General features: G+C 73.5%; 23 protein-coding genes. 15 read left to right on the top strand and 8 right to left on the bottom strand.

Annotated features, from left to right (window positions below; genetic code table 11):
- Positions 1-149 precede the first annotated feature (149 nt).
- The 3 genes from ACSU53_RS13575 (at position 150) to ACSU53_RS13565 (ending at position 2945) form a co-directional block, all read left to right on the top strand.
- Positions 150-1349, top strand: coding sequence for a sensor histidine kinase (locus ACSU53_RS13575; protein WP_437027630.1), 1200 nt, complete (start codon positions 150-152; stop codon positions 1347-1349).
- 181 nt (positions 1350-1530) lie between these two features.
- On the top strand, positions 1531-2202 hold the full coding sequence (locus ACSU53_RS13570; RefSeq protein ID WP_437027628.1) for a response regulator: 672 nt from the start codon (positions 1531-1533) through the stop codon (positions 2200-2202).
- A 110-nt stretch (positions 2203-2312) separates the two neighbouring features.
- On the top strand, positions 2313-2945 hold the full coding sequence (locus ACSU53_RS13565; RefSeq protein WP_437027626.1) for an AAA family ATPase: 633 nt from the start codon (positions 2313-2315) through the stop codon (positions 2943-2945).
- Between the two features lie 66 nt (positions 2946-3011).
- Here ACSU53_RS13565 and ACSU53_RS13560 read toward each other — a convergent pair whose 3' ends face one another.
- Both ACSU53_RS13560 and ACSU53_RS13555 read right to left on the bottom strand, forming a co-directional pair.
- Complete coding sequence (locus tag ACSU53_RS13560; RefSeq protein ID WP_437027624.1) at positions 3012-4118, bottom strand: DUF5937 family protein; 1107 nt, start codon at positions 4116-4118, stop codon at positions 3012-3014.
- Between the two features lie 201 nt (positions 4119-4319).
- A complete protein-coding gene (locus tag ACSU53_RS13555; protein WP_437027623.1) occupies positions 4320-5543 on the bottom strand; it encodes a threonine aldolase family protein in 1224 nt (407 codons plus the stop codon).
- A 204-nt stretch (positions 5544-5747) separates the two neighbouring features.
- Here ACSU53_RS13555 and ACSU53_RS13550 point away from each other — a divergent pair, with 204 nt between their 5' ends.
- The 10 genes from ACSU53_RS13550 (at position 5748) to ACSU53_RS13505 (ending at position 14656) form a co-directional block, all read left to right on the top strand.
- Positions 5748-6749: a Rossmann-like and DUF2520 domain-containing protein gene (locus ACSU53_RS13550; RefSeq protein ID WP_437027621.1), complete on the top strand. Its 1002-nt coding sequence runs from the start codon at positions 5748-5750 to the stop codon at positions 6747-6749.
- A gap of 121 nt (positions 6750-6870) precedes the next feature.
- Positions 6871-7869: a pantoate--beta-alanine ligase gene (gene panC, locus ACSU53_RS13545; RefSeq protein WP_437027619.1), complete on the top strand. Its 999-nt coding sequence runs from the start codon at positions 6871-6873 to the stop codon at positions 7867-7869.
- A gap of 65 nt (positions 7870-7934) precedes the next feature.
- Entirely contained in the window at positions 7935-9647 is a 1713-nt protein-coding gene (locus ACSU53_RS13540; protein ID WP_437033180.1) for an L-aspartate oxidase, read from the top strand.
- Between the two features lie 5 nt (positions 9648-9652).
- Complete coding sequence (nadC, locus tag ACSU53_RS13535; RefSeq protein ID WP_437027617.1) at positions 9653-10624, top strand: carboxylating nicotinate-nucleotide diphosphorylase; 972 nt, start codon at positions 9653-9655, stop codon at positions 10622-10624.
- Between the two features lie 5 nt (positions 10625-10629).
- On the top strand, positions 10630-11427 hold the full coding sequence (locus ACSU53_RS13530) for a type III pantothenate kinase (RefSeq protein ID WP_437027616.1): 798 nt from the start codon (positions 10630-10632) through the stop codon (positions 11425-11427).
- A gap of 390 nt (positions 11428-11817) precedes the next feature.
- On the top strand, positions 11818-12483 hold the full coding sequence (locus tag ACSU53_RS13525; RefSeq protein ID WP_437027614.1) for a hypothetical protein: 666 nt from the start codon (positions 11818-11820) through the stop codon (positions 12481-12483).
- A gap of 65 nt (positions 12484-12548) precedes the next feature.
- Positions 12549-12728 (top strand): hypothetical protein, encoded by a 180-nt coding sequence (locus ACSU53_RS13520; protein WP_437027612.1) that lies wholly within the window; start codon positions 12549-12551, stop codon positions 12726-12728.
- Positions 12729-12997: 269 nt separating this feature from the next.
- Positions 12998-13495 (top strand): BlaI/MecI/CopY family transcriptional regulator, encoded by a 498-nt coding sequence (locus ACSU53_RS13515; protein WP_437033178.1) that lies wholly within the window; start codon positions 12998-13000, stop codon positions 13493-13495.
- A gap of 9 nt (positions 13496-13504) precedes the next feature.
- Positions 13505-14053: an amino-acid N-acetyltransferase gene (locus ACSU53_RS13510; RefSeq protein WP_437027610.1), complete on the top strand. Its 549-nt coding sequence runs from the start codon at positions 13505-13507 to the stop codon at positions 14051-14053.
- Between the two features lie 267 nt (positions 14054-14320).
- Entirely contained in the window at positions 14321-14656 is a 336-nt protein-coding gene (locus tag ACSU53_RS13505) for a histone-like nucleoid-structuring protein Lsr2 (RefSeq protein ID WP_437027609.1), read from the top strand.
- 71 nt (positions 14657-14727) lie between these two features.
- Here the strand turns inward: ACSU53_RS13505 and ACSU53_RS13500 are convergent, their stop codons facing one another.
- Positions 14728-15360, bottom strand: coding sequence for an SCO3374 family protein (locus ACSU53_RS13500; protein WP_437027607.1), 633 nt, complete (start codon positions 15358-15360; stop codon positions 14728-14730).
- A gap of 432 nt (positions 15361-15792) precedes the next feature.
- Between ACSU53_RS13500 and ACSU53_RS13495 the strand changes: the two genes are divergently transcribed.
- Positions 15793-18318 (top strand): ATP-dependent Clp protease ATP-binding subunit, encoded by a 2526-nt coding sequence (locus ACSU53_RS13495; RefSeq protein WP_437027605.1) that lies wholly within the window; start codon positions 15793-15795, stop codon positions 18316-18318.
- A gap of 96 nt (positions 18319-18414) precedes the next feature.
- Here the strand turns inward: ACSU53_RS13495 and ACSU53_RS13490 are convergent, their stop codons facing one another.
- On the bottom strand, positions 18415-19056 hold the full coding sequence (locus tag ACSU53_RS13490; protein ID WP_437027603.1) for an HAD family acid phosphatase: 642 nt from the start codon (positions 19054-19056) through the stop codon (positions 18415-18417).
- Positions 19057-19496: 440 nt separating this feature from the next.
- On the opposite strand from ACSU53_RS13490, the gene ACSU53_RS13485 reads away from it, so the two are divergent.
- Positions 19497-20096, top strand: coding sequence for a M23 family metallopeptidase (locus ACSU53_RS13485; RefSeq protein ID WP_437027601.1), 600 nt, complete (start codon positions 19497-19499; stop codon positions 20094-20096).
- Between the two features lie 104 nt (positions 20097-20200).
- Here the strand turns inward: ACSU53_RS13485 and cseC are convergent, their stop codons facing one another.
- The 4 genes from cseC to ACSU53_RS13465 all read right to left on the bottom strand — a co-directional run bounded on the left by cseC (position 20201) and on the right by ACSU53_RS13465 (position 23603).
- The gene (gene cseC / locus ACSU53_RS13480) at positions 20201-21589 is read right to left on the bottom strand and encodes a two-component system sensor histidine kinase CseC (protein WP_437027599.1); all 1389 of its coding nucleotides are present in this window, start codon (positions 21587-21589) and stop codon (positions 20201-20203) included.
- Between the two features lie 8 nt (positions 21590-21597).
- Positions 21598-22290, bottom strand: coding sequence for a two-component system response regulator CseB (cseB, locus tag ACSU53_RS13475; protein ID WP_437027597.1), 693 nt, complete (start codon positions 22288-22290; stop codon positions 21598-21600).
- A gap of 135 nt (positions 22291-22425) precedes the next feature.
- Positions 22426-23076, bottom strand: coding sequence for a hypothetical protein (locus ACSU53_RS13470; RefSeq protein WP_437027595.1), 651 nt, complete (start codon positions 23074-23076; stop codon positions 22426-22428).
- The gene (locus ACSU53_RS13465) at positions 23064-23603 is read right to left on the bottom strand and encodes a SigE family RNA polymerase sigma factor (RefSeq protein WP_437027593.1); all 540 of its coding nucleotides are present in this window, start codon (positions 23601-23603) and stop codon (positions 23064-23066) included. The genes ACSU53_RS13470 and ACSU53_RS13465 overlap by 13 nt, the downstream gene beginning before the upstream one ends.
- Positions 23604-23611 lie beyond the last annotated feature (8 nt).

Here is a 23611-nt window from a genome sequence, read left to right as displayed (position 1 = left end):
GTGCTCCCTCGTCCGTCGTCCCGCCCGTCACCGGTCCGGGCCGGGCGCGGACACCGGCCCGGCCTCCACCTTGCGGAGTATGCCCGCCGTCCGGGGATCGGCCCTCCGGTTGACCCATGCACGCATTCTGCTTCCCTACGCTGGGTTACGTGCAGCGTCTCTATGACTTCCTCCGCAGACACCCGACCTGGGTCGACGGTTTCTGGGCCGTGGTCCTGTTCGGGGTCTCGGTCGTGGGCGGGGCCGTCGAACCGGCGCGGAGGCCGGTCCACGAGGGCCTCTCGGTCCTGGTGATGCTGCTGCTGTCCCTGGTCGTCGCGCTGCGCCGCCGGATCCCGGAACAGATGCTGGTCCTCGCGGCCGTGACCGGCGTGTTCCAGCTGATCACGGACGTCCCGACGATGCCCGCGAACTTCGCCATGCTGGTGATCGTCTACACGGTCGCCGCCGTCGGGGCCCGCTGGGCGTCCCGCTTCGCGCTCACCGCCGGCCTGTGCGCGGCGCCGCTGGCGCAGGTGCGCTGGCCCAACCCGGAGACGAGCACGGCGGGCAACATCGCGCTGGTGATATTCCAGACCGTGCCCTTCGCCCTCGCCTGGGTGCTGGGCGACTCCATCCGCACCCGGCGCGCGTACTTCGCGCAGCTGGAGGAGCGCGCCGCCCGGCTGGAGAAGGAGCGCGAGGCGCAGGCGAAGGTCGCGGTCGCCGCCGAACGCGCCCGCATCGCCCGTGAACTGCACGACGTCGTCGCGCACAACGTGTCGGTGATGGTGGTCCAGGCCGACGGCGCCGCCTACGTCCTGGACACCGCGCCCGACCAGGCGAAGAGGGCGCTGGAGACGATCTCCTCCACCGGCCGGCAGGCCCTCGCCGAGATGCGCCGCCTGCTCGGCGTGCTGCGCACCGGCGAGCACCAGGAGGCCGGCGAGTACGTGCCGCAGCCGGACGTGCGGCAGATAGAGGACCTGGTGGAGGAGTGCCGCACCGCCGGACTGCCGGTGGACTTCCGGGTCGAGGGCACCCCGCGTCCGCTGCCCAGCGGGGTCGAGCTGACCGCGTACCGCATCGTGCAGGAGGCGCTGACCAACACCCGCAAGCACGGCGGGCCCAACACCGGGGCGAGCGTGCGCCTGGTCTACTTCGACGACGGGCTCGGCCTGCTGGTCGAGGACGACGGCAAGGGCGCCCCGCACGAGCTGTACGAGGAGGGCGGCCTGGACGGGCAGGGCCACGGACTGATCGGGATGCGCGAGCGGGTCGGGATGGTCGGCGGCACCCTGGACGCGGGCCCCCGGCCCGGCGGAGGATTCCGGATCAGCGCCCTGCTGCCCCTCAAACCCGCGCACTGAGACCGCGCGCGCCCGCCGGGACACCTCACGGCGCCCCGGCACCGGCCGCCGGTGACCACCACCGGCACCGGGCACGGGCACCCGCCCGCGGCCCGCGGCCGCACCCGCAACGACCCGCCGGCGACCGAGTCGCGCACCGGCGGGAACAGCCCCCAGCGACGGACGACGGAAGTAGGGACCGATGACGATCCGCGTGATGCTCGTCGACGACCAGGTGCTGCTGCGCACCGGGTTCCGGATGGTGCTCGCCGCCCAGCCGGACATGGAGGTCGTGGCGGAGGCGGGCGACGGCGTGGAGGCGCTGGAGGCGCTGCGGTCCACGGCCGTGGACGTGGTGCTCATGGACGTCCGCATGCCGAAGCTGGACGGGGTGGAGACCACCCGGCGGATCTGCATGGACGCCGATCCGCCGAAGGTGCTGATCCTGACCACCTTCGACCTGGACGAGTACGCCTTCTCCGGGCTGAAGGCCGGCGCCTCGGGCTTCATGCTCAAGGACGTCCCGCCGGGCGAACTCCTCAATGCCATCCGCTCCGTCCACAGCGGCGACGCGGTGGTCGCCCCCTCCACCACCCGGCGGCTGCTGGACCGGTTCGCGCCGATGCTGCCGAGCGCGGACAGCCGGCCCCGGCACGCGGCGCTGGAACGGCTCACCGAGCGGGAGCGGGAGGTCATGGTGCTGGTCGCCCAGGGCCTGTCCAACGGGGAGATCGCGGCCCGGCTGGTGCTGTCCGAGGCGACGGTGAAGACCCACGTGGGCCGCATCCTGACCAAGCTGGGGCTGCGGGACCGGGTCCAGGTCGTCGTCCTCGCCTACGAGACGGGCCTGGTGCGGGCCGGGGGCCACGGCTGACCCGCCCGGCCCGGCGGCTGACCCGCCCGGCCCGGCGGCTGACCGCCCGGCCCGGTGCGGAAGGCGGGGATCCGGCCCGGCGGCGCCGCGGCGCCGGTAGGGTGCCGCGCATGCTCCTGTGGATCAACGGCCCCTTCGGGGGCGGCAAGACACAGACCGCATACGAGCTGCGGCGCCGCCTGCCCGGCAGCGTGGTCTGCGATCCGGAGCACGTCGGCTTCGGCCTGAACCGGATGCTCCCGCCCGGTCTGCGCGGCGACTTCCAGGACCTGGCCGCCTGGCGCCGGGGCGTCGTCGAGGTGCTCGACCTGGCCCTCACCCGGCACGACGGCGTGGTGATCGCCCCCATGACGGTCACCGACTCCGGGTACTTCGCCGAGACCGTCGGGCGGCTGGGCGAACTCGGGCACGACGTACGCCACTTCACCCTGCTCGCCGAGCGGTCGACCGTGCTGCGCCGGCTGCGGGAGCGCGGCCCGGCCCACCTGCTGCCCGGGGCGGGCCGCCGGAAGGGGGTGCCGCGCCGGGAGAGCTGGGCCGTGCGAAGGCTCGACCACTGTCTCGAACGGCTCGCCGCACCGGAGTTCGCCGAGCACCTGTGGACCGACCGCACCACCGTCCCGAGGACGGCCGACCGCATCGCCGTCCTGGCCGGGCTGACCCTCACCCCGAACCGCGACGGCCCGCTGCGGACCCGGCTGCGGCAGGCCGGCGTGGGGCTCCGGCACATCCGCTTCGACTGACGGGGCCGCCCCCGGGACGCACCCGGGCCTGCCCCACCCGGCCGACCGCCGGCCCGGCCGGGTGGCTCAGCGCAGCACCGCCTCCAGGAAGTCGCTGCCGAGGCGGGCCACCACCGTCATGTCCAGCTGGTGCAGCACGTACCGTCCGCGCCGGCGGGTGGTGATCAGCCCCGCCTTCTTCAGCACGCCCAGGTGCCGGGAGACCTCCGGCGCCGTCACGCCGTGCATCTGCGCCAGTTCACCGGTCGTGTACGTGCTGCGCGCGAGGTGGCGGCACAGGCGCATGCGCACCGGGTGGGACAGCGCGGTCATCCGCAGGACCAGCTGCTCGACGGTCGGCGGGGCGGCGAGCTCGGCCGAGCCGACCGGGTACTGGAGGACCGGCTGCCAGCCGTAGCGGTGCAGGACGATCAGGTGCGGCCGGCCCAGACCGGTCGGGATCAGCAGCAGGCCGCCCTCGGCGGTGGCGGTGCGGCCGTCCCCCAGCTTGTCCACGGTGATCCGTCCGGCCGCCTCGTCCAGCGTGATCGCCGGGGAGACCGCGGCCAGCGTCTCGGCGAGGCCCTTGCGGCGCAGCAGGTCCGTCTTGTGCCGGGTGTCGGCGGCGAGCTGGTGGCGCAGCCGGGCCCACGCCTCGGCGAAGAACGCCTCGTCGCAGTCCTGAAGGAACTGCCGCAGCCAGGCCCGGACGCGGGGCGGGTCGGCCAGCAGCCGCTCCGCGAACCGCACCTGCCGCGGCCCGCGCGCGGCGGCCAGCTCCAGCGCGCGGCGGCGCAGTCCGGGGTCGGCGAGGGGGCCCGGTCCCGGCGTGCTGTACGGCAGGGCGCAGGTGAACTCCAGGGCGGCGTCGACGAACAGTTCGTCGGAGAACGTGTCCAGCAGGTCCAGTTCCTCGGCCAGCGTGGCCCCCGGCAGTCCGGCCCCGCCCGGGACCGCCGCGCACGGCAGGAACAGGTCGGAGAACGTGGTCCGCCACAGGAAGTCCGCCTCGCACATCCGGTCCGCCAGGTGCGGGTCCAGGCGCGCGGTCACGCCCGTCACCCAGCCCTGCAGCCCCGGGTGGTGGGCCGGTTCCGCCAGCGCGTGCAGGGCCATGCCGAGTTCGGCCAGGGGGGAGACCACGGCGGTGATCCTCTCCGGCCGCAGCCCGGCGATGTCGATGCGCACGCTCATGCCCACATGGTGCACCGGGCCACCGACAGTGCCGCCGCCTAGGGACGGGCGCCGTCACGCCGAGGCGCCCGTCGGCCGGCGGGTACCCGGGCCGTCCGCCGGGGCCGTCCGGCGCCGCCCGACGGCCGGGGCGCGGGAGATCCGCGCCGCGGACACCGGTGGCCGGGCCCGGGCACGGCCACCGGTGTCACTGCCGGGAGGTCACCATCCGCCCGCCGCCGCGACCCGGCCGGCGAACCCGGCCGCCGCCGCCCGTACGTCCCGTGCCGTCCACTCCAGGCCCGCCTCTTCCACGGTCACCTCGGTGACCGCCAGGTCCGGGCCCGGTGCCTGCCACGACTGGGCGAACAGCAGGGTCCCGGTCTCCTCGCCCTGCCGCACCGCGGCCTCGGCGGCGAGGCCCGCGTCGCACGGCAGCCAGACCTGGAACTGGTGGGTGTGCGGCACCTGCGGGTGGACCCGCGCCCACGGCACCCCGGCCGCCGCCAGGCCCTCGCGCAGCGCCGCGGCGACCGTCCGCGCGTGCCGGACGCAGTCCGGCAGCCGGGGCAGTTCCCGCTCCAGCCCGGCCAGGGCCGACAGCACCGTGGGGAACTGCTGGAAGACGGTGCCGCCGTACCGGTGCCGCCAGGTCCGCGCTTCCTCCACCAAAGTCCGGGGGCCGGCGAGCGCGGCCCCGCCGTAGCCCTTGAGGGATTTGTAGAACGACACGTAGACGCTGTCCGCCAGGCCCGCGATCTCGTCCAGGGGCCGCCCGAAGTGCACGGTGGACTCCCACAGCCGCGCGCCGTCGAAGTGGACGACCGCGTCCCGCTCCCGCGCGGCCTCGACGAGCCCGGTGAGCTCGTCCCACGTGGGCAGCAGGAAACCGGCCTCGCGGAGCGGGAGTTCCAGCATCAGCGCGCCGAACGGCTCCTCCAGGTCCCGCACCTCGGCGGCCGTCGGCTGCCGGGGCGCGCCGGTGATGCGCACCGGGCGCAGGCCGCTGACCTGGCTGAAGGCGTTCCGCTCGTGCAGTTCGGGGTGGCTGAGCCCGTGCAGCGCGACGGCCGGGTCGCCGACGCGGCCCGCCCAGCAGCGCAGGGCCACCTGCTGGGCCATCGTGCCGGTCGGGAAGAAGACGGCGGCCTCGTGGCCCAGCAGGGCGGCCACCCTGTCCTCCAGGACCTCCACCACCCCGCTGCCGTAGGTGTCCGCCGGTTCGTCGAGGTCGTGGAACCGCGCCGCCCCGTCCAGCAGGGCGAGCCGCTCCCGGAGGGTCAGGACGTGGCCCGGCCGGGCGAGCACGTGCGGTGCCTTCCGGTGGGCCGCGACGCGCCGTTCACGGAGGTCCGCGTGCCCGTCGGGCGGGGCCGGGGGGCCGGCCGCCTCCGGCGGGTCCGTGCGGGAGCTGCTGTCGGGGTCGTGCGTGCCGGGACCGTTCATGACGGGATCATCCCGTGCGCCGCAGCGCGCGGACACCCGCCCGTCCGCACGCGCGGGTGGCACGCGGACGCACGGAACCCCACAGCGTGACGCACGGAACCCCACAGCCTGTGGACGAGCGGACGCCGCCGGAACCGATCGCGTTAGCATGACGAGAAATCGTCCGGTACCCCGAGCGGACTGGAACGGGAAGGCCCCCGTCGCGTGAACACAACCCCACAGCCGGATCCCCGGGACCGCCCCGCGCGGCTCACCGTCGGCGTCGTCGGCGCCGGACGCGTGGGCCCCGCCCTCGCCGCGTCCCTGCAGCTGGCCGGACACCGCCCGGTGGCCGTCTCCGCCGTCTCCGACGCCTCCCGCAGGCGCGCCGGCGAGATGCTCCCCGACGTGCCGGTCGTGCCGCCCGCCGAGGTCCTGGAACGGGCCGAGCTGGTGCTGCTGACCGTCCCCGACGACGCCCTGCCGGAGCTGGTCGCCGGTCTCGCCGGGACCGGTGCCGTGCGCCCCGGGCAGCTGCTGGTCCACACCTCCGGGCGGTACGGCGCCAGGGTGCTGGACCCCGCTCTGCGGGCCGGCGCCCTGCCGCTGGCGCTGCACCCCGCGATGACGTTCACCGGCACCCCCGTCGACGTGCAGCGGCTCGCCGGGTGCTCCTTCGGCGTCACGGCGCCCGAGGAGCTGCGGCTGGCCGCCGAGGCCCTCGTGATCGAGATGGGCGGCGAACCCGAGTGGATCGCCGAGGAGAACCGCCCGCTCTACCACGCGGCCCTCGCCCTGGGCGCCAACCACCTGGTCACCCTGGTCGCCCAGTCCCTGGAGCTGCTGCGCGCCGCCGGGGTGGGGGCGCCCGACCGGATGCTGGGCCCGCTGCTCGGCGCCGCCCTGGACAACGCCCTGCGGTCCGGCGACGCGGCCCTCACCGGCCCCGTGGCGCGCGGCGACGCGGGCACCGTGGCCACGCACATCGCCGAGCTGCGCCGGCACGCCCCCGCGACCGTCGCCGGGTACCTGGCCATGGCCCGCGCGACCGCCGACCGCGCCCTGGCCGGCGGCCTGCTGAAGCCCGAACTGGCCGAGGACCTGCTCGGTGTCCTCGCCGACGGCACCGGCACGGCCGGCGGCGGCCCCGGCCCGGCGGGCCCGGATCCGTCCGGTCCCGAGGGGGAGGGCCCGGACCCGTCCGGTCCCGAGGGGGACGCCCGATGACCTCCACGGGCCCCGCCACCCCCCGCACGGCAGCGACGGCCGCCCCGGGACCCGGCCCCGGCGACGCCGGCCCCGCCACCCCCCGCACCGCTGAGCGCGCGCCCCGGAACGGAGCCCTCCGATGACCACCGCCCTGCTGCGCACCGCCGGGGAACTGCACGCCCGCGCGCGGACCGGCCGCCGAGCCGTCGTGATGACCATGGGCGCCCTCCATGAGGGGCACGCCACGCTGATCCGCAGCGCACGCCGGATCGCCGGAGCCGACGGCCAGGTCGTGGTCACCGTGTTCGTCAACCCGCTCCAGTTCGGCCGCGGCGAGGACCTCGACCGCTACCCCCGCACCCTGGACGCCGACGTCGCGCTGGCCGCGCGGTCGGGCGCCGACCTGGTCTTCGCGCCGTCGGTGGAGGAGGTCTACCCGGGCGGCGAACCGCAGGTCCGGATCACCGCCGGACCGATGGGCACCCGCCTGGAGGGCGCCGCCCGCCCCGGCCACTTCGACGGCATGCTCACCGTCGTCGCCAAGCTGCTCCACCTCACCCGCCCCGACATCGCCCTCTACGGCCAGAAGGACGCCCAGCAGCTCGCCCTGATCCGCCGCATGGTGCGGGACCTGAACTTCGGCGTCGAGATCGTCGGCGTGCCCACCGTCCGCGAGGAGGACGGGCTCGCCCTGTCCAGCCGCAACCGCTACCTCTCGCCCGCGGAGCGCCGCACCGCGCTCGCCCTGTCCGCCGCCCTGTTCGCCGGCCGCGACCGGCACGCCGCCGAGGAGGCGCTGCGCGCGCGGGCCCGCGAGGTGCCGTCCAGCCGCGCCCGCGCCGAGGCGCTCAGCGCGCTCGGGGAGTCCCGCGCGGCGGCCGACGCGCACGCCGTCGCCACCGCCGTCGGCGGCCCGGCCGCCATCAAGGCCGCGGCCCGGCAGGTCCTCGACGAGGCCGCCCGCCTCGACCCGCCCCTCACCCTGGACTACCTGGCCCTCGTCGACCCCGACGACTTCACCGACATCGACGGCGACTTCACCGGCGAGGCCGTGCTGGCCGTGGCGGCCCGGGTCGGATCGACCCGGCTGATCGACAACATCCCCCTGACCTTCGGAACGTTCGGAGCCGTCTCGTGACCAGCACAGGCATACGCCCGCCCGCCCCACGGACGGAAGCCCCCGGCGCCCCTCAAGGGGGAGCGCTGCGCCCCCGCCTTCATGCGCCCGCGCCCGGGTGGTCCATCGCGGCGGACGTGGTGGTCGTCGGTTCCGGCGTCGCCGGACTCACCGCCGCCCTGCGCTGCGAGGCGGCCGGCCTGACCACGGTCGTCGTCACCAAGGCCCGGCTCGACGACGGCTCCACCCGCTGGGCGCAGGGCGGCATCGCCGCGGCCCTCGGCGACGGCGACACCCCCGAGCAGCACCTCGACGACACCCTGGTCGCGGGGGCGGGCCTGTGCGACGAGGAGGCTGTGCGCATCCTCGTCACCGAGGGCCCCGACGCGGTGCGCCGGCTGATCGCGACCGGCGCGCACTTCGACGAGTCCGCCGAGGGCGGCCTGGCCCTCACCCGCGAGGGCGGCCACCACCGCCGCCGCATCGCGCACGCGGGCGGCGACGCGACCGGCGCGGAGATCTCCCGGGCCCTGGTCGACGCGGTCCGCGCCCGCGGACTGCGCACCGTCGAGAACGCCCTGGTCCTGGACCTCCTCACGGACGCCGAGGGCCGCGCCGCCGGTGTCACCCTGCACGTCATGGGCGAGGGCCGGCACGACGGCGTGGGCGCGGTCCACGCCCCGGCGGTGGTGCTCGCGACCGGCGGCATGGGCCAGGTGTTCAGCGCCACCACCAACCCCGCCGTCTCCACCGGCGACGGCGTGGCCCTCGCGCTCCGCGCCGGAGCCGAGATCTCCGACCTGGAGTTCGTGCAGTTCCACCCCACGGTCCTCTTCCTCGGGCCGGACGCGGAGGGCCAGCAGCCGCTGGTCTCCGAGGCGGTGCGGGGGGAGGGCGCCCACCTGGTGGATGCCGACGGGGTGCGCTTCATGCAGGGGCAGCACGAGCTGGCCGAGCTCGCCCCGCGGGACGTCGTCGCCAAGGGCATCATGCGGCGGATGCGGGAGCGGGACGCCGAGCACATGTACCTCGACGCCCGGCACTTCGGCGCCGAGATGTGGGAGCGCCGCTTCCCCACCATCCTCGCGGCCTGCCGGTCCCACGGCATCGACCCGGTCACCGAGCCGGTGCCGGTCGCCCCGGCCGCCCACTACGCCTCCGGCGGCGTCCGCACCGACTCCCGCGGCCGCACCACCGTGCCCGGGCTGTACGCGTGCGGCGAGGTCGCCTGCACCGGCGTGCACGGTGCCAACCGGCTGGCCTCCAACTCCCTGCTGGAGGGCCTGGTCTACGCCGAGCGCATCGCCGCCGACATCGCCCGGCACCGCGACGGGGAGGGCCTGCACGGCCGGGTCCCCCGGCCGCTGCCGCAGACCGGCCGCCCCGCGCACCCCCTGCTGGCCCCCGAGGCCCGCTTCGCCATCCAGCGGATCATGACCAGGGGAGCGGGCGTCCTGCGTTCGGAGTCCTCCCTCGCCGAGGCCGCCGCCGGACTGGACACCCTGCACACCGAGGCGCGCGACGCCCTGGAGGAGAACGGCAAGACCGCCGAGCCGGGCGTCGACACCTGGGAGGCCACCAACCTCCTGTGCGTGGCCCGCGTCCTGGTCGCCGCCGCCCGCCGCCGCGAGGAGACCCGCGGCTGCCACTGGCGCGAGGACCGCCCCGAGCGGGACGACACCCGGTGGCGCCGCCACCTGGTCGTCACGCTGAACCCCGACCGAACCCTGGCCGTGCACGCCACGGACGGCACAGACTTCCCCGAGACCCTCCCTCCCCAGGCACCCCAGGAGCAGTGACAGCAGTGACCACGCCCGACCTTCCCCTCGTTCCGTCCGGCGGCTGCGGCGACGGCTGCGGCTGCGGTGGTGACGAGGAGTACCTGGAGTGCGGCCTCGACCCCGCGCTCGCCCAGCTCCTGGCCGACGCCGGCCTCGACCCCGTGGAGGTCGAGGACATCGCCAACGTCGCCCTCCAGGAGGACCTCGCCCACGGCGTGGACGTGACGACGGTCGCGACCATCCCCGAGGACGCCGTCGCCACCGCCGACTTCACCGCCCGGGAGGCCGGCGTCGTCGCGGGCCTGCGGATCGCCGAAGCCGTCCTGTCGATCGTCTGCACCGAGGAGTTCGAGGTGGAGCGGCACGCCGAGGACGGCGACCGCGTCGAGCCCGGCCGGAAGCTGCTGTCCGTGACCACCCGCACCCGCGACCTGCTCACCGCGGAGCGCAGCGCGCTGAACCTGCTGTGCCGCCTCTCCGGCATCGCCACGGCCACCCGCGCCTGGGCGGACGCCCTGGAGGGCACCCGCGCCAAGGTCCGCGACACCCGCAAGACGACGCCGGGCCTGCGCGCCCTGGAGAAGTTCGCGGTCCGCTGCGGCGGCGGCGTCAACCACCGCATGTCCCTCTCGGACGCGGCCCTGGTCAAGGACAACCACGTGATCGCCGCGGGCGGCGTCGCCCCGGCGTTCACCGCCGTCCGCGAGCGCTTCCCCGACGTGCCCATCGAGGTCGAGGTCGACACGCTGCACCAGCTCCGCGAGGTGCTCGACGCGGGCGCCGACCTGATCCTGCTGGACAACTTCACCCCCGGCGAGTGCGAGGAGGCGGTCGCCCTCGTCGACGGCCGCGCGGCCCTGGAGGCGTCCGGCCGGCTGACCCTGGACAACGCCAAGGCGTACGCCGCGACCGGCGTCGACTACCTGGCGGTCGGAGCCCTGACCCACTCCTCGCCGATCCTGGACATCGGCCTGGACCTGCGCGAGGCGGAGTAGCTCCCATGCTGCTGACCATCGACGTGGGCAACACCCACACCGTCCTGGGCCTGTTCGACGGCGACGAGATCGTCGAGCACTGGCGCATCTCCACCGACGCGCGCCGCACCGCCGACGAGCTCGCGGTCCTCCTCCAGGGCCTGATGGGCGCGCATCCGCTGCTCGGCGAGGAACTGGGTGACGGCATCGACGGCATCGCCATCTGCGCGACCGTCCCCTCCGTCCTGCACGAGCTGCGGGAGGTCACCCGCCGCTACTACGGCGACGTGCCCGCCATCCTCGTCGAACCCGGCGTCAAGACCGGCGTCCCGATCCTCACCGACCACCCCAAGGAGGTCGGCGCGGACCGCATCATCAACGCGGTCGCCGCGGTCGACCTCTACGGCGGCCCGGCCATCGTCGTCGACTTCGGCACCGCGACGACGTTCGACGCGGTCAGCGCGCGCGGCGAGTACATCGGCGGCGTCATCGCGCCCGGCATCGAGATCTCCGTGGAGGCGCTCGGCGTGCGGGGCGCGCAGCTGCGCAAGATCGAGGTGGCGCGCCCGCGCAGCGTGATCGGCAAGAACACGGTGGAGGCGATGCAGGCGGGCATCGTCTACGGCTTCGCCGGCCAGGTCGACGGCGTCGCCAGCCGCATGGCCCGCGAACTCGCCGACGACCCCGAGGACGTCACCGTCATCGCCACCGGCGGGCTCGCCCCCATGGTGCTGGGCGAGTCCTCGGTCATCGACGAGCACGAGCCCTGGCTGACCCTCATCGGCCTGCGCCTGGTCTACCAGCGCAACATGTCCCGGCGCTGACCGTCCGGGGCCGCGGCGGGGACGGCCGCGTCTGCCGGTCCGCCCGCGCCGGGACGCGGTCCGGCACGCGTCCGGGGGCGCCACGGCCCGGTGAGCGGTGCGTCACGCCCCCGGGCGGGCGTGGGCGGTTCCGGCGGGGCTCCCGGCGGCACCCGGACCCGCTGCCCGGCCTCCCGGGCCCGGCACCCGCCCCCGCCCCGCTCTGCCGCGCTCGGGGTGCGCACGGCCCCGGCCGTCCCGTCGGCCCTTCCGGGTGCCCGGCCCCGCCGCACCCGGGGGCCGTCGGCCGGGGGACCGCACCCGGGCGCCCTCAGCGCCACCCGAGTGGGTCCCGGACGCCACACCCGACCGCTATGCGGTGTTTGTCTGATTAGCGCGTATCGTCGCCGCATGCCCACGCCCTACGGATCCCGCGGCGGCCTGGCGTTCGGTGCGGAGGAGCTGCGTGTGCTCCGCCGTGCCCTCGCCCTCGCCCTGCACCCAGCGTCCGCCTCGGCCGACGACGTCCAGGACTGCCTCCGCCTCGCCGAGGCGGTCGACGAGGCGACGAGGGAGAGCGCCCGGCTGCGCGCCTTCCTCGTCGCCGACCTCGGCCGCTACCGCGCCGCCCTGCCCGGCACGGCCGCCGGATACCTCACCCTCCTGGAAGAGGCCCTGGGCGCCGGATACCGTCCCGTCCCGGACGACCTCGCCGCCCTGCGCGCGCTGCGCGGCAGTCCCGTCGCCGCCGCCCTGCTGGAGCACTGCCGGATGCTCGCGGAGCAGGACGTCCGCGCCCGGCTGGCCGGCCGGTCCGCCCACCCGGGCGCCGGCAGGCTCCCGACGGTGCCCGCCTCCCGCACCCGGCTGCACGCCCTTCCGGGCGGCCAGGCGGCCGGGGAACAGCCCGGCAAGGGCCGGACCCCGGGGCAGCCCCCCGCGCCCCGGCCGAAACCCGCGCCGGCACCCGGCCCCGCCGCCCCGAAACCGTCCCGGCCCATCCCCACCCCGGGCGAGGTCTTCCCCCGCCGCAAGCCCGTCCCGCCCCCGGCGGGCCGGCGGCTGGCGGCCGGCTGACCCGGTGACCCGCCACGGGCGCACCCGGGCCCGTGGATCCCCCGTCCGCTGGCTACTCTGGAGCCATGGACTACGTTGCCGCGCTGCTGCCCCCGGCCGTCATGGCCGCCCTCTTCATCGCAGTGATCCGGGTGATCGTGAAGACCCAGGGCGGCGCCAACAAGGCCAAGGAGGACGCCGCCGTGGACGCGGCCCTCGCACGGGCCGAGGGCGCCCGGCAGACCTCCGGCGGCACCGAGGGCTGATCCCGCGCACCGTCCGGGCCGCCGGGCCCGGACCTGCCGGACCCCCGTGACGGCGCACCGATCCGGGCCTCCACGGCCCGGTGACCGGGCGTACGGCTCCGCCGAGCCGTACGCCCTTCGTGCTGCCGTCCCACTGCCGCGTCGCTGTCGCCTTGCTACCGTTTTGCTCCCGTTTTCCGGTGAAGGCGCACGTCGGCACGCCATTGTCCGGATCTCCCACTATTGTTCTGGCTGTGCCTCGCCCCTTGGGAGAACTCGAAGACGCGGTCATGACGCGGGTGTGGAAGTGGAACCGCCCGGTGACCGTACGAGAAGTCCTGGAAGACCTCCAGAAGGAGCGGTCCATCGCGTACACCACCGTGATGACCGTGCTCGACAATCTCCATCAGAAGGGCTGGGTGCGACGCGAGGCGGAAGGCCGGGCCTATCGATATGAGGCCGTCTCCACCCGGGCCGCCTACGCCGCCGCCCTGATGAACGACGCCTGGTCGCAGAGCGACAACGCGGCGGCCGCTCTCGTCGCCTTCTTCGGGATGATGAGCGAGGAACAACGCCAGGCCCTCACGGACGCGGTCCGTATCGTCAGGATCCCGGATACCGCGGAACAACCCGGAACTGCCGAACCGGCGGCCGGGGAAGCCGCGGAACACCGGGAAGGGGCTCCCGCGGAACGCGAAGCGGCGGAAGCCGAACCGCCCGGACCGCCGGCCGCCGGGACGGCCGGGAACGAGAACCCCGACTCGGCCCGGGGCGGTCCCGGGCGATAACGTCCGTCCATGTCAGCAGACAGCCCGGATGGTCCAGAAGTGACCGCGACCGTTAAAGCCATCACCGTCCGCCGAGCCCGCACCAGCGATGTGCCGGCCGTGCGCGGTCTCCTCGACGCCTACGTGCGCGGGGGCATCCTGCTCGACAAAGCGACGGTGACCCTTTACGAGGACATCCAGGAGTTCTGGGTGGCGGAACGGGACGACAACGCCGAGGTCGTCGGCTGCGGGGCCCTGCACGTGATGTGGGAGGACCTCGCCGAAGTCCGCACGCTCGCGGTCAAGCCCGGACTGAAGGGCGCCGGGGTCGGACACCGCGTGCTGGAGAAGTTGCTGCAGACCGCCCGCCGGCTCGGCGTTCGCCGGGTTTTCTGTCTGACCTTCGAAGTCGAGTTCTTCGGCAAGCACGGCTTCGTCGAGATCGGTGAGACGCCCGTCGACGCCGATGTGTACGCCGAGCTGCTGCGTTCCTATGACGAGGGCGTCGCGGAGTTCCTGGGTCTCGAACGAGTGAAACCGAACACCCTGGGCAACAGCCGGATGCTTCTGCATCTGTGATCGTCGCCGATTCCGGATCCGGTGTTCCGCACCCCGTTCCGCCGCCCTTCCGATCGGCGGCGGGGAGCTCCTTCGGCCGGTGCCCTATGTCCGAAACGCGCATGTTTCCGGGCCGTGGGAGGGCGGTGGGTGCGCGCCAGGGGTTTGTGTTTTTTCGTCAAAAGCGGTTTGCTTTCCGACGTACTGCAGTACTGCATATAACAAGGGGCGGCGATACGGCGGACGCCGACTCACCCGGCCCTCACGTTATCGATGAAAGGAATTACGGTGGCACAGAAGGTTCAGGTCCTTCTTGTCGACGACCTCGACGGCGGCGAGGCGGACGAGACCGTGACGTTCGCACTGGACGGCAAGACGTACGAGATCGATCTCACCACCGCCAATGCGGACAAGCTCCGCGGCCTTCTCGAGCCCTACGTGAAGGGCGGCCGGCGTACCGGTGGCCGTGCTTCCGGCGGGCGCGGAAAGTCCCGCGCGTCCTCCGGTGGGAGCCAGGACACCGCGGCCATCCGCGCCTGGGCGAAGCAGAACGGCTACGAGGTCAACGACCGCGGCCGTGTTCCCGCCTCCATCCGCGAGGCGTACGAAAAGGCCAACGGCTGACGTCGGTTTCCTGCGGGGTCCGCACTCCTCCCCGGCTTCCCACGGGGTCCGGAGAGGTTTTCGGGGACCTCTCAGGGGATCCGCGGGGCCGCGACGGTTCCGGTGCACGCGCGCCGCAGCCGGACGCGGTGGCACTGGGTGGCCACCGTGTTCACCAGTCGCGCCAGATCGGCGGCGCAGCGACGGCCCCCCATCGCCGACAGCGTCGGCAGCGAGGACTCCGCCTCGCCACCCGGCCCGGGGGGCCGCAGCCACACGGCGGCCCCCGGCGACGTCTCACGGCCCGGACAGGTCCGCGGGGCACCGGACGAGCGGTGGCCCGGGGGCGGGGGCGCGTCCATCAGGCCGCCGGCGCCGATCGAGGCCAGGTCGAGCGGCAGGCCGCCCCACTCCAGCCAGTCCAGCAGCCCCGGCAGCTCCTGCGCGCTGCCCGCGGCGACCAGCATCCGCAGCCGGCCGCCCTGCGCGGCCACCGGGAACGCCGGGTCGTCGCCCGCGCGGCCGAAGTGCGCCAGGGCCGCGTGCCCCGCCTCGGCCGGCACGTCCAGGACGTCGAAGCGCACGCCCACGACCAGGCGTGGCCGCGGGCCGGGCAGGGTCGGCCAGCCCAGTTCGTTCTCGTACCAGTGCCGGATCCGGTCGCCGGACCCGGGCGGCCGGCGGGGCCCCGGCAGTCCGGCCCCCGTGGAGACGGTGACGACCATGTACCGGGCAACTGCGCGAGCGGCCCTCGGGTTACGCTCGGTGCCCGGATGTGTGCAGCGGGTGGCGGATCCGGAGGCGTACGGGAGCGGGAGGCGGCGCAAGGTTGTTCGCCCGTAGCGGAGGGATCCCGTGTACGCGGCATGGACGGTCCGTCGCAGCGGGTAAGACATCCCTAGTGGGAGAGGCCGACACGCAGACCGCAGCGGCTCCCGTTCGCCACGGGCGTACTGGCGATGGGGGTAACTGCCTGGCCTGCGGGAACATCGTCTCGCACCATCGGGTTGGAGCAGATGTCGGAACGTTCGGGGTCAGGAGGCCATCGACGGTGTCGGCAGTTGGAATGAGCGGTCCCCGCCTGCGGGACTAAGCTGCGGAAGGACAGGGAGGGGAAGTTCCCCCCACTGCCTGACCGCTCTGAGGAGCGATTAACGATGTTCGAGAGGTTCACCGACCGCGCGCGGCGGGTTGTCGTCCTGGCTCAGGAAGAAGCCCGGATGCTCAACCACAACTACATCGGCACCGAGCACATCCTCCTGGGCCTGATCCACGAGGGTGAGGGTGTCGCCGCCAAGGCCCTTGAGAGCCTCGGGATTTCGCTCGAGGCGGTCCGCCAGCAGGTGGAGGAGATCATCGGTCAGGGCCAGCAGGCCCCGTCCGGCCACATCCCCTTCACCCCCCGTGCCAAGAAGGTCCTGGAGCTGTCGCTCCGCGAGGCCCTTCAGCTGGGCCACAACTACATCGGCACGGAGCACATCCTGCTCGGCCTGATCCGTGAGGGCGAGGGCGTCGCCGCCCAGGTCCTGGTCAAGCTGGGCGCAGACCTCAACCGGGTGCGGCAGCAGGTGATCCAGCTGCTCTCCGGTTACCAGGGCAAGGAGACCGCCACCGCCGGCGGTCCTGCGGAGGGCACGCCTTCCACGTCCCTGGTCCTCGACCAGTTCGGCCGGAACCTCACCCAGGCGGCCCGCGAATCCAAGCTCGACCCGGTCATCGGGCGCGAGAAGGAGATCGAGCGGGTCATGCAGGTGCTGTCCCGCCGTACCAAGAACAACCCGGTGCTGATCGGTGAGCCCGGCGTCGGCAAGACGGCCGTCGTCGAGGGCCTCGCGCAGGCCATCGTCAAGGGCGAGGTGCCCGAGACCCTCAAGGACAAGCACCTCTACACCCTGGACCTCGGCGCGCTGGTGGCCGGCTCCCGCTACCGCGGTGACTTCGAGGAGCGCCTGAAGAAGGTGCTCAAGGAGATCCGCACCCGGGGCGACATCATCCTGTTCATCGACGAGCTGCACACGCTGGTCGGTGCCGGCGCGGCCGAGGGCGCCATCGACGCGGCCTCCATCCTGAAGCCGATGCTGGCCCGCGGTGAGCTGCAGACCATCGGTGCGACCACGCTGGACGAGTACCGCAAGCACCTGGAGAAGGACGCGGCCCTGGAGCGCCGCTTCCAGCCCATCCAGGTCGCGGAGCCGTCGCTGCCGCACACGATCGAGATCCTCAAGGGCCTGCGCGACCGGTACGAGGCGCACCACCGCGTCTCCATCACCGACGAGGCGCTGGTCCAGGCCGCCACCCTGGCCGACCGGTACATCTCGGACCGCTTCCTGCCGGACAAGGCGATCGACCTGATCGACGAGGCCGGTTCCCGGATGCGCATCCGCCGGATGACCGCGCCGCCGGACCTGCGCGAGTTCGACGAGAAGATCGCGGGCGTCCGCCGCGACAAGGAGTCCGCGATCGACTCGCAGGACTTCGAGAAGGCCGCCTCCCTGCGGGACAAGGAGAAGCAGCTCCTGGCCGCCAAGGCCAAGCGGGAGAAGGAGTGGAAGGCCGGCGACATGGACGTCGTCGCCGAGGTCGACGGCGAGCTGATCGCCGAGGTCCTCGCCACGGCGACGGGCATCCCGGTCTTCAAGCTGACCGAGGAGGAGTCGTCCCGCCTGCTGCGCATGGAGGACGAGCTCCACAAGCGGGTCATCGGCCAGGTCGACGCCGTCAAGGCGCTGTCCAAGGCGATCCGCCGTACCCGTGCCGGCCTGAAGGACCCGAAGCGTCCGGGCGGCTCGTTCATCTTCGCCGGTCCGTCCGGTGTCGGTAAGACCGAGCTGTCCAAGGCGCTCGCGGAGTTCCTCTTCGGCGACGAGGACGCGCTGATCTCCCTCGACATGTCGGAGTTCAGCGAGAAGCACACGGTCTCCCGCCTCTTCGGTTCGCCCCCCGGTTACGTGGGCTACGAGGAGGGCGGCCAGCTGACGGAGAAGGTGCGGCGCAAGCCGTTCTCGGTGGTCCTCTTCGACGAGGTCGAGAAGGCCCACCCGGACATCTTCAACTCGCTGCTGCAGATCCTGGAGGACGGTCGTCTGACCGACTCCCAGGGCCGGGTCGTGGACTTCAAGAACACGGTCATCATCATGACGACCAACCTCGGCACGCGGGACATCTCCAAGGGCTTCAACCTGGGCTTCGCCGCCCAGGGCGACACGAAGACCAACTACGAGCGCATGAAGAACAAGGTCTCGGACGAGCTCAAGCAGCACTTCCGGCCCGAGTTCCTCAACCGTGTCGACGACGTGGTGGTCTTCCCGCAGCTGACGCAGGACGACATCCTCAAGATCGTCGACCTGATGATCAGCAAGGTGGACGAGCGCCTGCGGGACCGGGACATGGGCATCGAGCTCTCCCCGTCCGCGAAGGAACTGCTGTCCAAGAAGGGCTACGACCCCGTGCTGGGCGCCCGGCCGCTGCGCCGGACCATCCAGCGCGAGATCGAGGACTCGCTGTCGGAGAAGATCCTCTTCGGCGAGCTGCGTCCCGGTCACATCGTGGTCGTGGACACCGAGGGCGAGGGCGAGTCGCAGACCTTCACCTTCCGCGGTGAGGAGAAGTCGGCGCTGCCCGACGTCCCGCCGATCGAGCAGGCGGCCGGCGGCACCGGCCCGAACCTGAGCAAGGACGCCTAGCGCCCGCGCTCGGCAGCGACGCGACACAGGGGTCTGCCCCGGGACATCAGGTCCCGGGGCAGACCCCTGTCTGCGTCCGGCGGTGCTCCGCGCGGATCAGGACAGCTGACCGCCGTAGTCCGGCAGCTTGAACGTCTTCTCCGCGTGGCCGCCGGAGAGGTCGGTGGCGCTGTTGCCGATGTTGGCGATGATCGTGTAGCCCTTCGCCTCGATGGCGACGCGCTGGGCGGTCTTGTAATCGGCGACGTTCTTGAAGAGGTCGAAGAACCCGCGGACGTGCAGTCCGGAGGACTCGTAGCCGGCGTGGTCGAGGTTGAACGCGGTGGGCGCCCAGATGATGCCGGGGCGGGCCGTCACGAAGAACAGGTCGACGCCGCGCTCCTCGGCGTACTGGGCGACCTCCAGGACGGGCCGGTTGGCGGGCTGCGGGAAGCTGAAGCCGAAGTCGGTCTCCAGCGCGGTGTTGTCGATGTCGAGGACGAGGGCCTGCTTCTCGCCCGGCCGGGTGTTGTCGATCCGCTGCTTCAGATAGGGCAGGGCCTGGTCCATGACCGCCTGGCAGTCCCGCTGCCAGGTGTCGTAGTCGACGTCCGCCGCTGCCGGGGCCGCTGTGGCGGCCGTCGGGGCGGCGGGTGCGGCGGAGGCGGTGGCCTGGGCCGGGGAGGCCAGGGCCACCAGGGCGGCCGCGGAGACGGCGGTGACCGATGCGCGGCGCAGCCAGGGGCGTCGGCTTCTCATGTGGTGGGGGGTCCTCTCACGTCGTGACGCTGCCAACATGTCGTGTGCATGCTCGTGTGCGAGGGTGACGCGAGGTGAACCGTAGGGTTACCGCACGGTAAGTGCCTAGAGGCGTGCGCCACATTTGTGAAATGGCGCGGGAGCGCCCCCGGTGACATGCCGCACAAGGGGGCAGAGGGGTACGACGCGGAATAGTAGCGGGCAGGGGAATCTAAATCGGACAATTGGTGCACCGCTGTGGTGGATCAGGGCGAAACAGGGCTTTCACCCCGTGCGACCCCCTCCGTCAAGAGAGGTGGGTCTCACGCCTGACCTACGGCCTTTCGTCGTAGGTCACACCTTTGCGGCTTTTGGGCGGGGGCGGTTACCAAGGAACGGCCACCACGGCGCGGTCCCTGCACCGGGTGGTTCTCCTCTGTCCCCACCCCGTGAGGTTTTCGATGTCCCAGCGCGTCACGTCCCGTTCCTTCCGTCCGGCCCGCATCCGTACCCGCGCCGCCGTCCTGGTCGCCGGTTTCGGTGCCTCGGTCGCCCTGGGAGCCGGAGTCGCGACCGCCGCCGACACCACCACGACCGGTGTCACCGGCACGGCCCAGGCCCAGCAGGCCGCGAAGAAGGCCGCTTCCTGGGTCGACCCGGTGAAGAAGTACAAGCTGTCGGCCAGCTTCGCCGCGAACGGCGGCATGTGGGCCTCCAAGCACAGCGGCCAGGACTACGCCATCCCCACCGGCACCCCGGTCCTCGCCACCCACGGCGGCACCGTCGTCAAGGCCGGCCCCAACGGCGCCGGCGACGGCCCCGCCTACGGCAACGCCGTCGTCATCAAGCACGGCAGCAAGACCTACTCCCAGTACGCCCACCTGTCGAAGGTGAACGTCAAGATCGGCCAGGTCGTCAAGACCGGCCAGAAGATCGCCCTGTCCGGCAACACCGGCAACTCCAGCGGACCCCACCTCCACTTCGAGATCCGCACCACCCCGAACTACGGCTCCGCCGTCGACCCGGTCAAGTTCCTCCGCGCCAAGGGCGTCCGGCTCTGATCCCGGGGCCGCACCCGCAGCCGGGGCTCCCGGCCCCGGGAGCCTGACGGCCGGCGTGCGCGCCGGCCCCGCGGAGCGGTCCTCCCGCTACCTCGGCACTCCCGCTACCTCGGCAGCGCCGGGCGGGCCGCCGAGCGTGCGCGGTCCCGGTCCGGCAGCACCGGATAGCTGCCCGTGCTGGTCGGGGCGTGCTCCGGAAGCCACAGCACGCCCACCGCGCCCTCCGCCGGCACGTCGTCCGGGGCACCCGCCGGGCGGACGTTGCGGAAGGTCAGCCGGGCGCCCAGCACCCGGGCCTGTCCGGCCGCGATGGTCAGGCCCAGGCCGTGCCCCCGGCCGGCCCGGTCCTGGCTGCCGGTGCGGAAGCGGCTCGGCCCCTCGGCGAGCAGGTGCTCCGGGAAGCCCGGCCCGTGGTCGCGGATCCGGATGACCCGGCCCTCCACGGTGACCTCGATCGGCGGCCTGCCGTGCCGGGCGGCGTTCGTCAGCAGGTTGAACAGCACCCGCTCCAGGCGGCGCGGGTCGGTGGTGACCTCCGACTCGTGCACCACCCGCACGGTGACGTCCGGGTCCTTGGCCGCCACCCGCCGGGCGACGAACTCGCCCAGCATGATGTCCTGCAGCTCCGCCCGCTCCGAGGCACCGTCCAGCCGGGCCACCTCCAGGACGTCCTCCACCAGGGTGCGCATGGCCTTGGCCCGGTCCAGCACCAGTTCCGTGGGCCGGCCGGGGGGCAGCAGCTCCGCCGCGGTCAGCAGCCCGGTCACCGGGGTGCGCAGCTCGTGCGCGATGTCGGCGGTGACCCGGCGCTCGGCCTCCAGCCGCTGCCGCAGCGCGTCCGCCATCGCGTCCACGGCGCTGGCCAGGTCGTCGGTCTCGTCCCGCACGACCCCGCCGATGGCCTCCCGCACCCGCACGTCCGTCTCGCCGGTGGCCACCCGGTGGGCGGCGGCGGCCGCCTTCCGCAGCCGGCGCGAGAGCTGGCCGCCGACGAGCACACCCAGCGCGCTCCCGCCGAGGACGACCGCGATGGAGCCGATCAGCAGGGCCTGGTCGAGGTCCTTGAGGATGTCCGAACTGCGGTCGGTGAACCCCGAGTGCAGGGACATCACCTGCCCGTTCTTCAGCGGGACGGCCGCCCAGATGTCCGGTGTCCCGTCGGGCCGGTTGGCGACGTAGGTGGCCCGCCGGCCCTCCTCCACCTTCTGCCGCAGCTCCTGGGGCAGGTCCGGGTCGTCGATCCGGGTGTTGGGGAAGTTCAGCCGCCCGGACAGCTCGTAGTTGCGCTGGGCCACGGTGATCCGCTCGTCGGCCAGGTCGCGGGCGTTGTCGAGCATCGACACCCGGGCGGCGTTGTGCACCACCAGGCTCAGCACCACGGCGACCAGCGCCCCGACCAGCGCGATCGCCGCACTGAGCTTCCAGCGCAGACCGGTCCGGATGGCCGCCCGGTCCCAGAACGCGGCCGTCGGCCGCCGGAAGTACCGCCGCATGACGCCGCTCAGGCCTTCAACTTGTAGCCGAAGCCGCGCACGGTCTCGATCCGGTCCTGCCCGATCTTCGTCCGCAGCCGCTGCACGTGCACGTCCACGACCCGGGTGTCACCGCCCCAGCCGTACTCCCACACGCGCTCCAGCAGCTTGTCGCGGGAGAGCACGGTGCCCGGCGCCGAGGAGAACTCCAGCAGCAGCCGCATCTCGGTCGGCGTCAGCGCCACCGGGTCCCCGGCCCTGCGCACCTCCATGCCCTCCGTGTCGATCTCCAGCTCCCCGAAGGCCAGCACCCCGCCGTCGGCGGACTCCGTCTCCTCCCGGCCGCCGGCCCGGTCGAAGCGGCGCAGCACCGCGCGGATCCGGGCGACCAGCACGGCGCCGTCGAACGGCTTCGTCACGTAGTCGTCGGCCCCCGCCTCCAGTCCCAGCACGACGTCGATGGAGTCGGCCCGCGCCGACACCATGATCACCGGGACCATCGACTCGTCCCGGATGCGCCGGCACAGGCTGACCCCGTCCAGGCCGGGCAGCATGACGTCGAGGAGGGCGATGTCGGGCCGGTCGGTGCGGAACGCCTCCAGGCCGGACAGTCCGTCGGGCATCGCGGTGACCGCGAAGCCGTCCCGCTCCAGGGCGAGCTGGGTGGCTTCGCGGATGACGTCGTCGTCCTCGACGAAGAGCACGTGGGTCTGGTCTGCCATCCCGGATCTCTCAGCTCTCGTGTGGTCTCAAGTCGGTGCGGGCGGGTCCCCCCATGGGCTGACGCGCGGGCCGCGTTCCTGGTTCACCCATACATCGGCTGCGAGGGCCCGGCGGTTCACCCAGTGAGCCGTGTCTCACTCCTCGGGCACCGGCGTCTGCTCCCCGCCGGCCACCCGTCCGTAGTCGTTGTGCGTGCGGAACTCCTCGACGAACCGGTCCTCGGACCAGCGGTAGGTGATCACGTCCTCGCCGGACGGGCTCGACACCGGATCCCCCGGGTCGTACACCTGGTTCGTCACCACCAGGTCCCCGCGGTCCATCTCCGCGTACACCGGCGGTTCCTCGGCCGCGAACACGTTGCGGTAGGAGCCGGACCCGTCGGCGTCCCGGTACACGTACGAGCCGACCCCCACCGCGTCCCCGCACGTCAGGACGTTGACGACGATGTCGTCGGCGGTGCCGCCGGTCAGACGTCCGTAACTCACGTCGACGGGGTACTCGTCGGCCACGCACGGCTTCAGCTCCCGCTTGACCTCCGCGGAGACCTCCGGGTCGCCCTGTACGAGCCGCACCGCATCGACCCGGTCCCCCGAGGCGCCGGCGGGCAGCCCGGCGGTCGGCGACACGGTCGTGTACCCGCTGGCCGGGCCCTCGTCGCGGGCTCCGGTGCCGCCGGTGCCGCAGCCGGCCGCACAAAGGACGAGGGCGGCGACCACGACCGTCGTCGTGCCCGCCGCCCGGGACGCCCGGGCCGTTCTCGGCCCCGTGCCGGTCAGGCCGCGCACCGCTCCCGCTCCTCACGCTCCAGCGCGCGTGCGTCCAGATCGCGTGACTCCAGCTCCTCGCGGAGCCGGGCCAGCGCCCGGTGCAGCGTGCTCTTGACCGTTCCGGCCGACATGCCGAGGGCGGCGGCCGTCTCCTCCGTGGACATCTGCTCCCAGTGTCGCAGCACCACCACGCTGCGCTGCTTGGGGGCGAGGATCCTCAGCACGTCCATCAGCAGGGCGCGGTCGGCGTGCTGCTCGGTGGCGTCGTCGACGCTGGCTTCCGGGAGCTGCTCGGTCGGCACCTCCTCCAGCTTGCGGGCGCGCCACCACTCGGTCCTGGTGTTGATCATGACGCGGCGCAGGTAGGCGTCGGCCAGCCGCTTGTCGGCGATGCCGTCCCAGCGGCCGTACGTCCGGGCGAGAGCGGTCTGCAGCAGGTCCTGGGCGTCCACCGGGTCCGGGACCAGGCGACGGGCACTGCGCAGCAGCGCGTCCTGCCGGGTGCGGACGTACTCCTCGAACTCGAGCACCTCTCCGTGCGCCATGGTGAACC

The organism is Streptomyces sp. enrichment culture (genome assembly GCF_964273255.1).
Lineage (GTDB): Bacteria > Actinomycetota > Actinomycetes > Streptomycetales > Streptomycetaceae > Streptomyces.
This window is presented reverse-complemented; position numbering and strand designations above follow the sequence as displayed.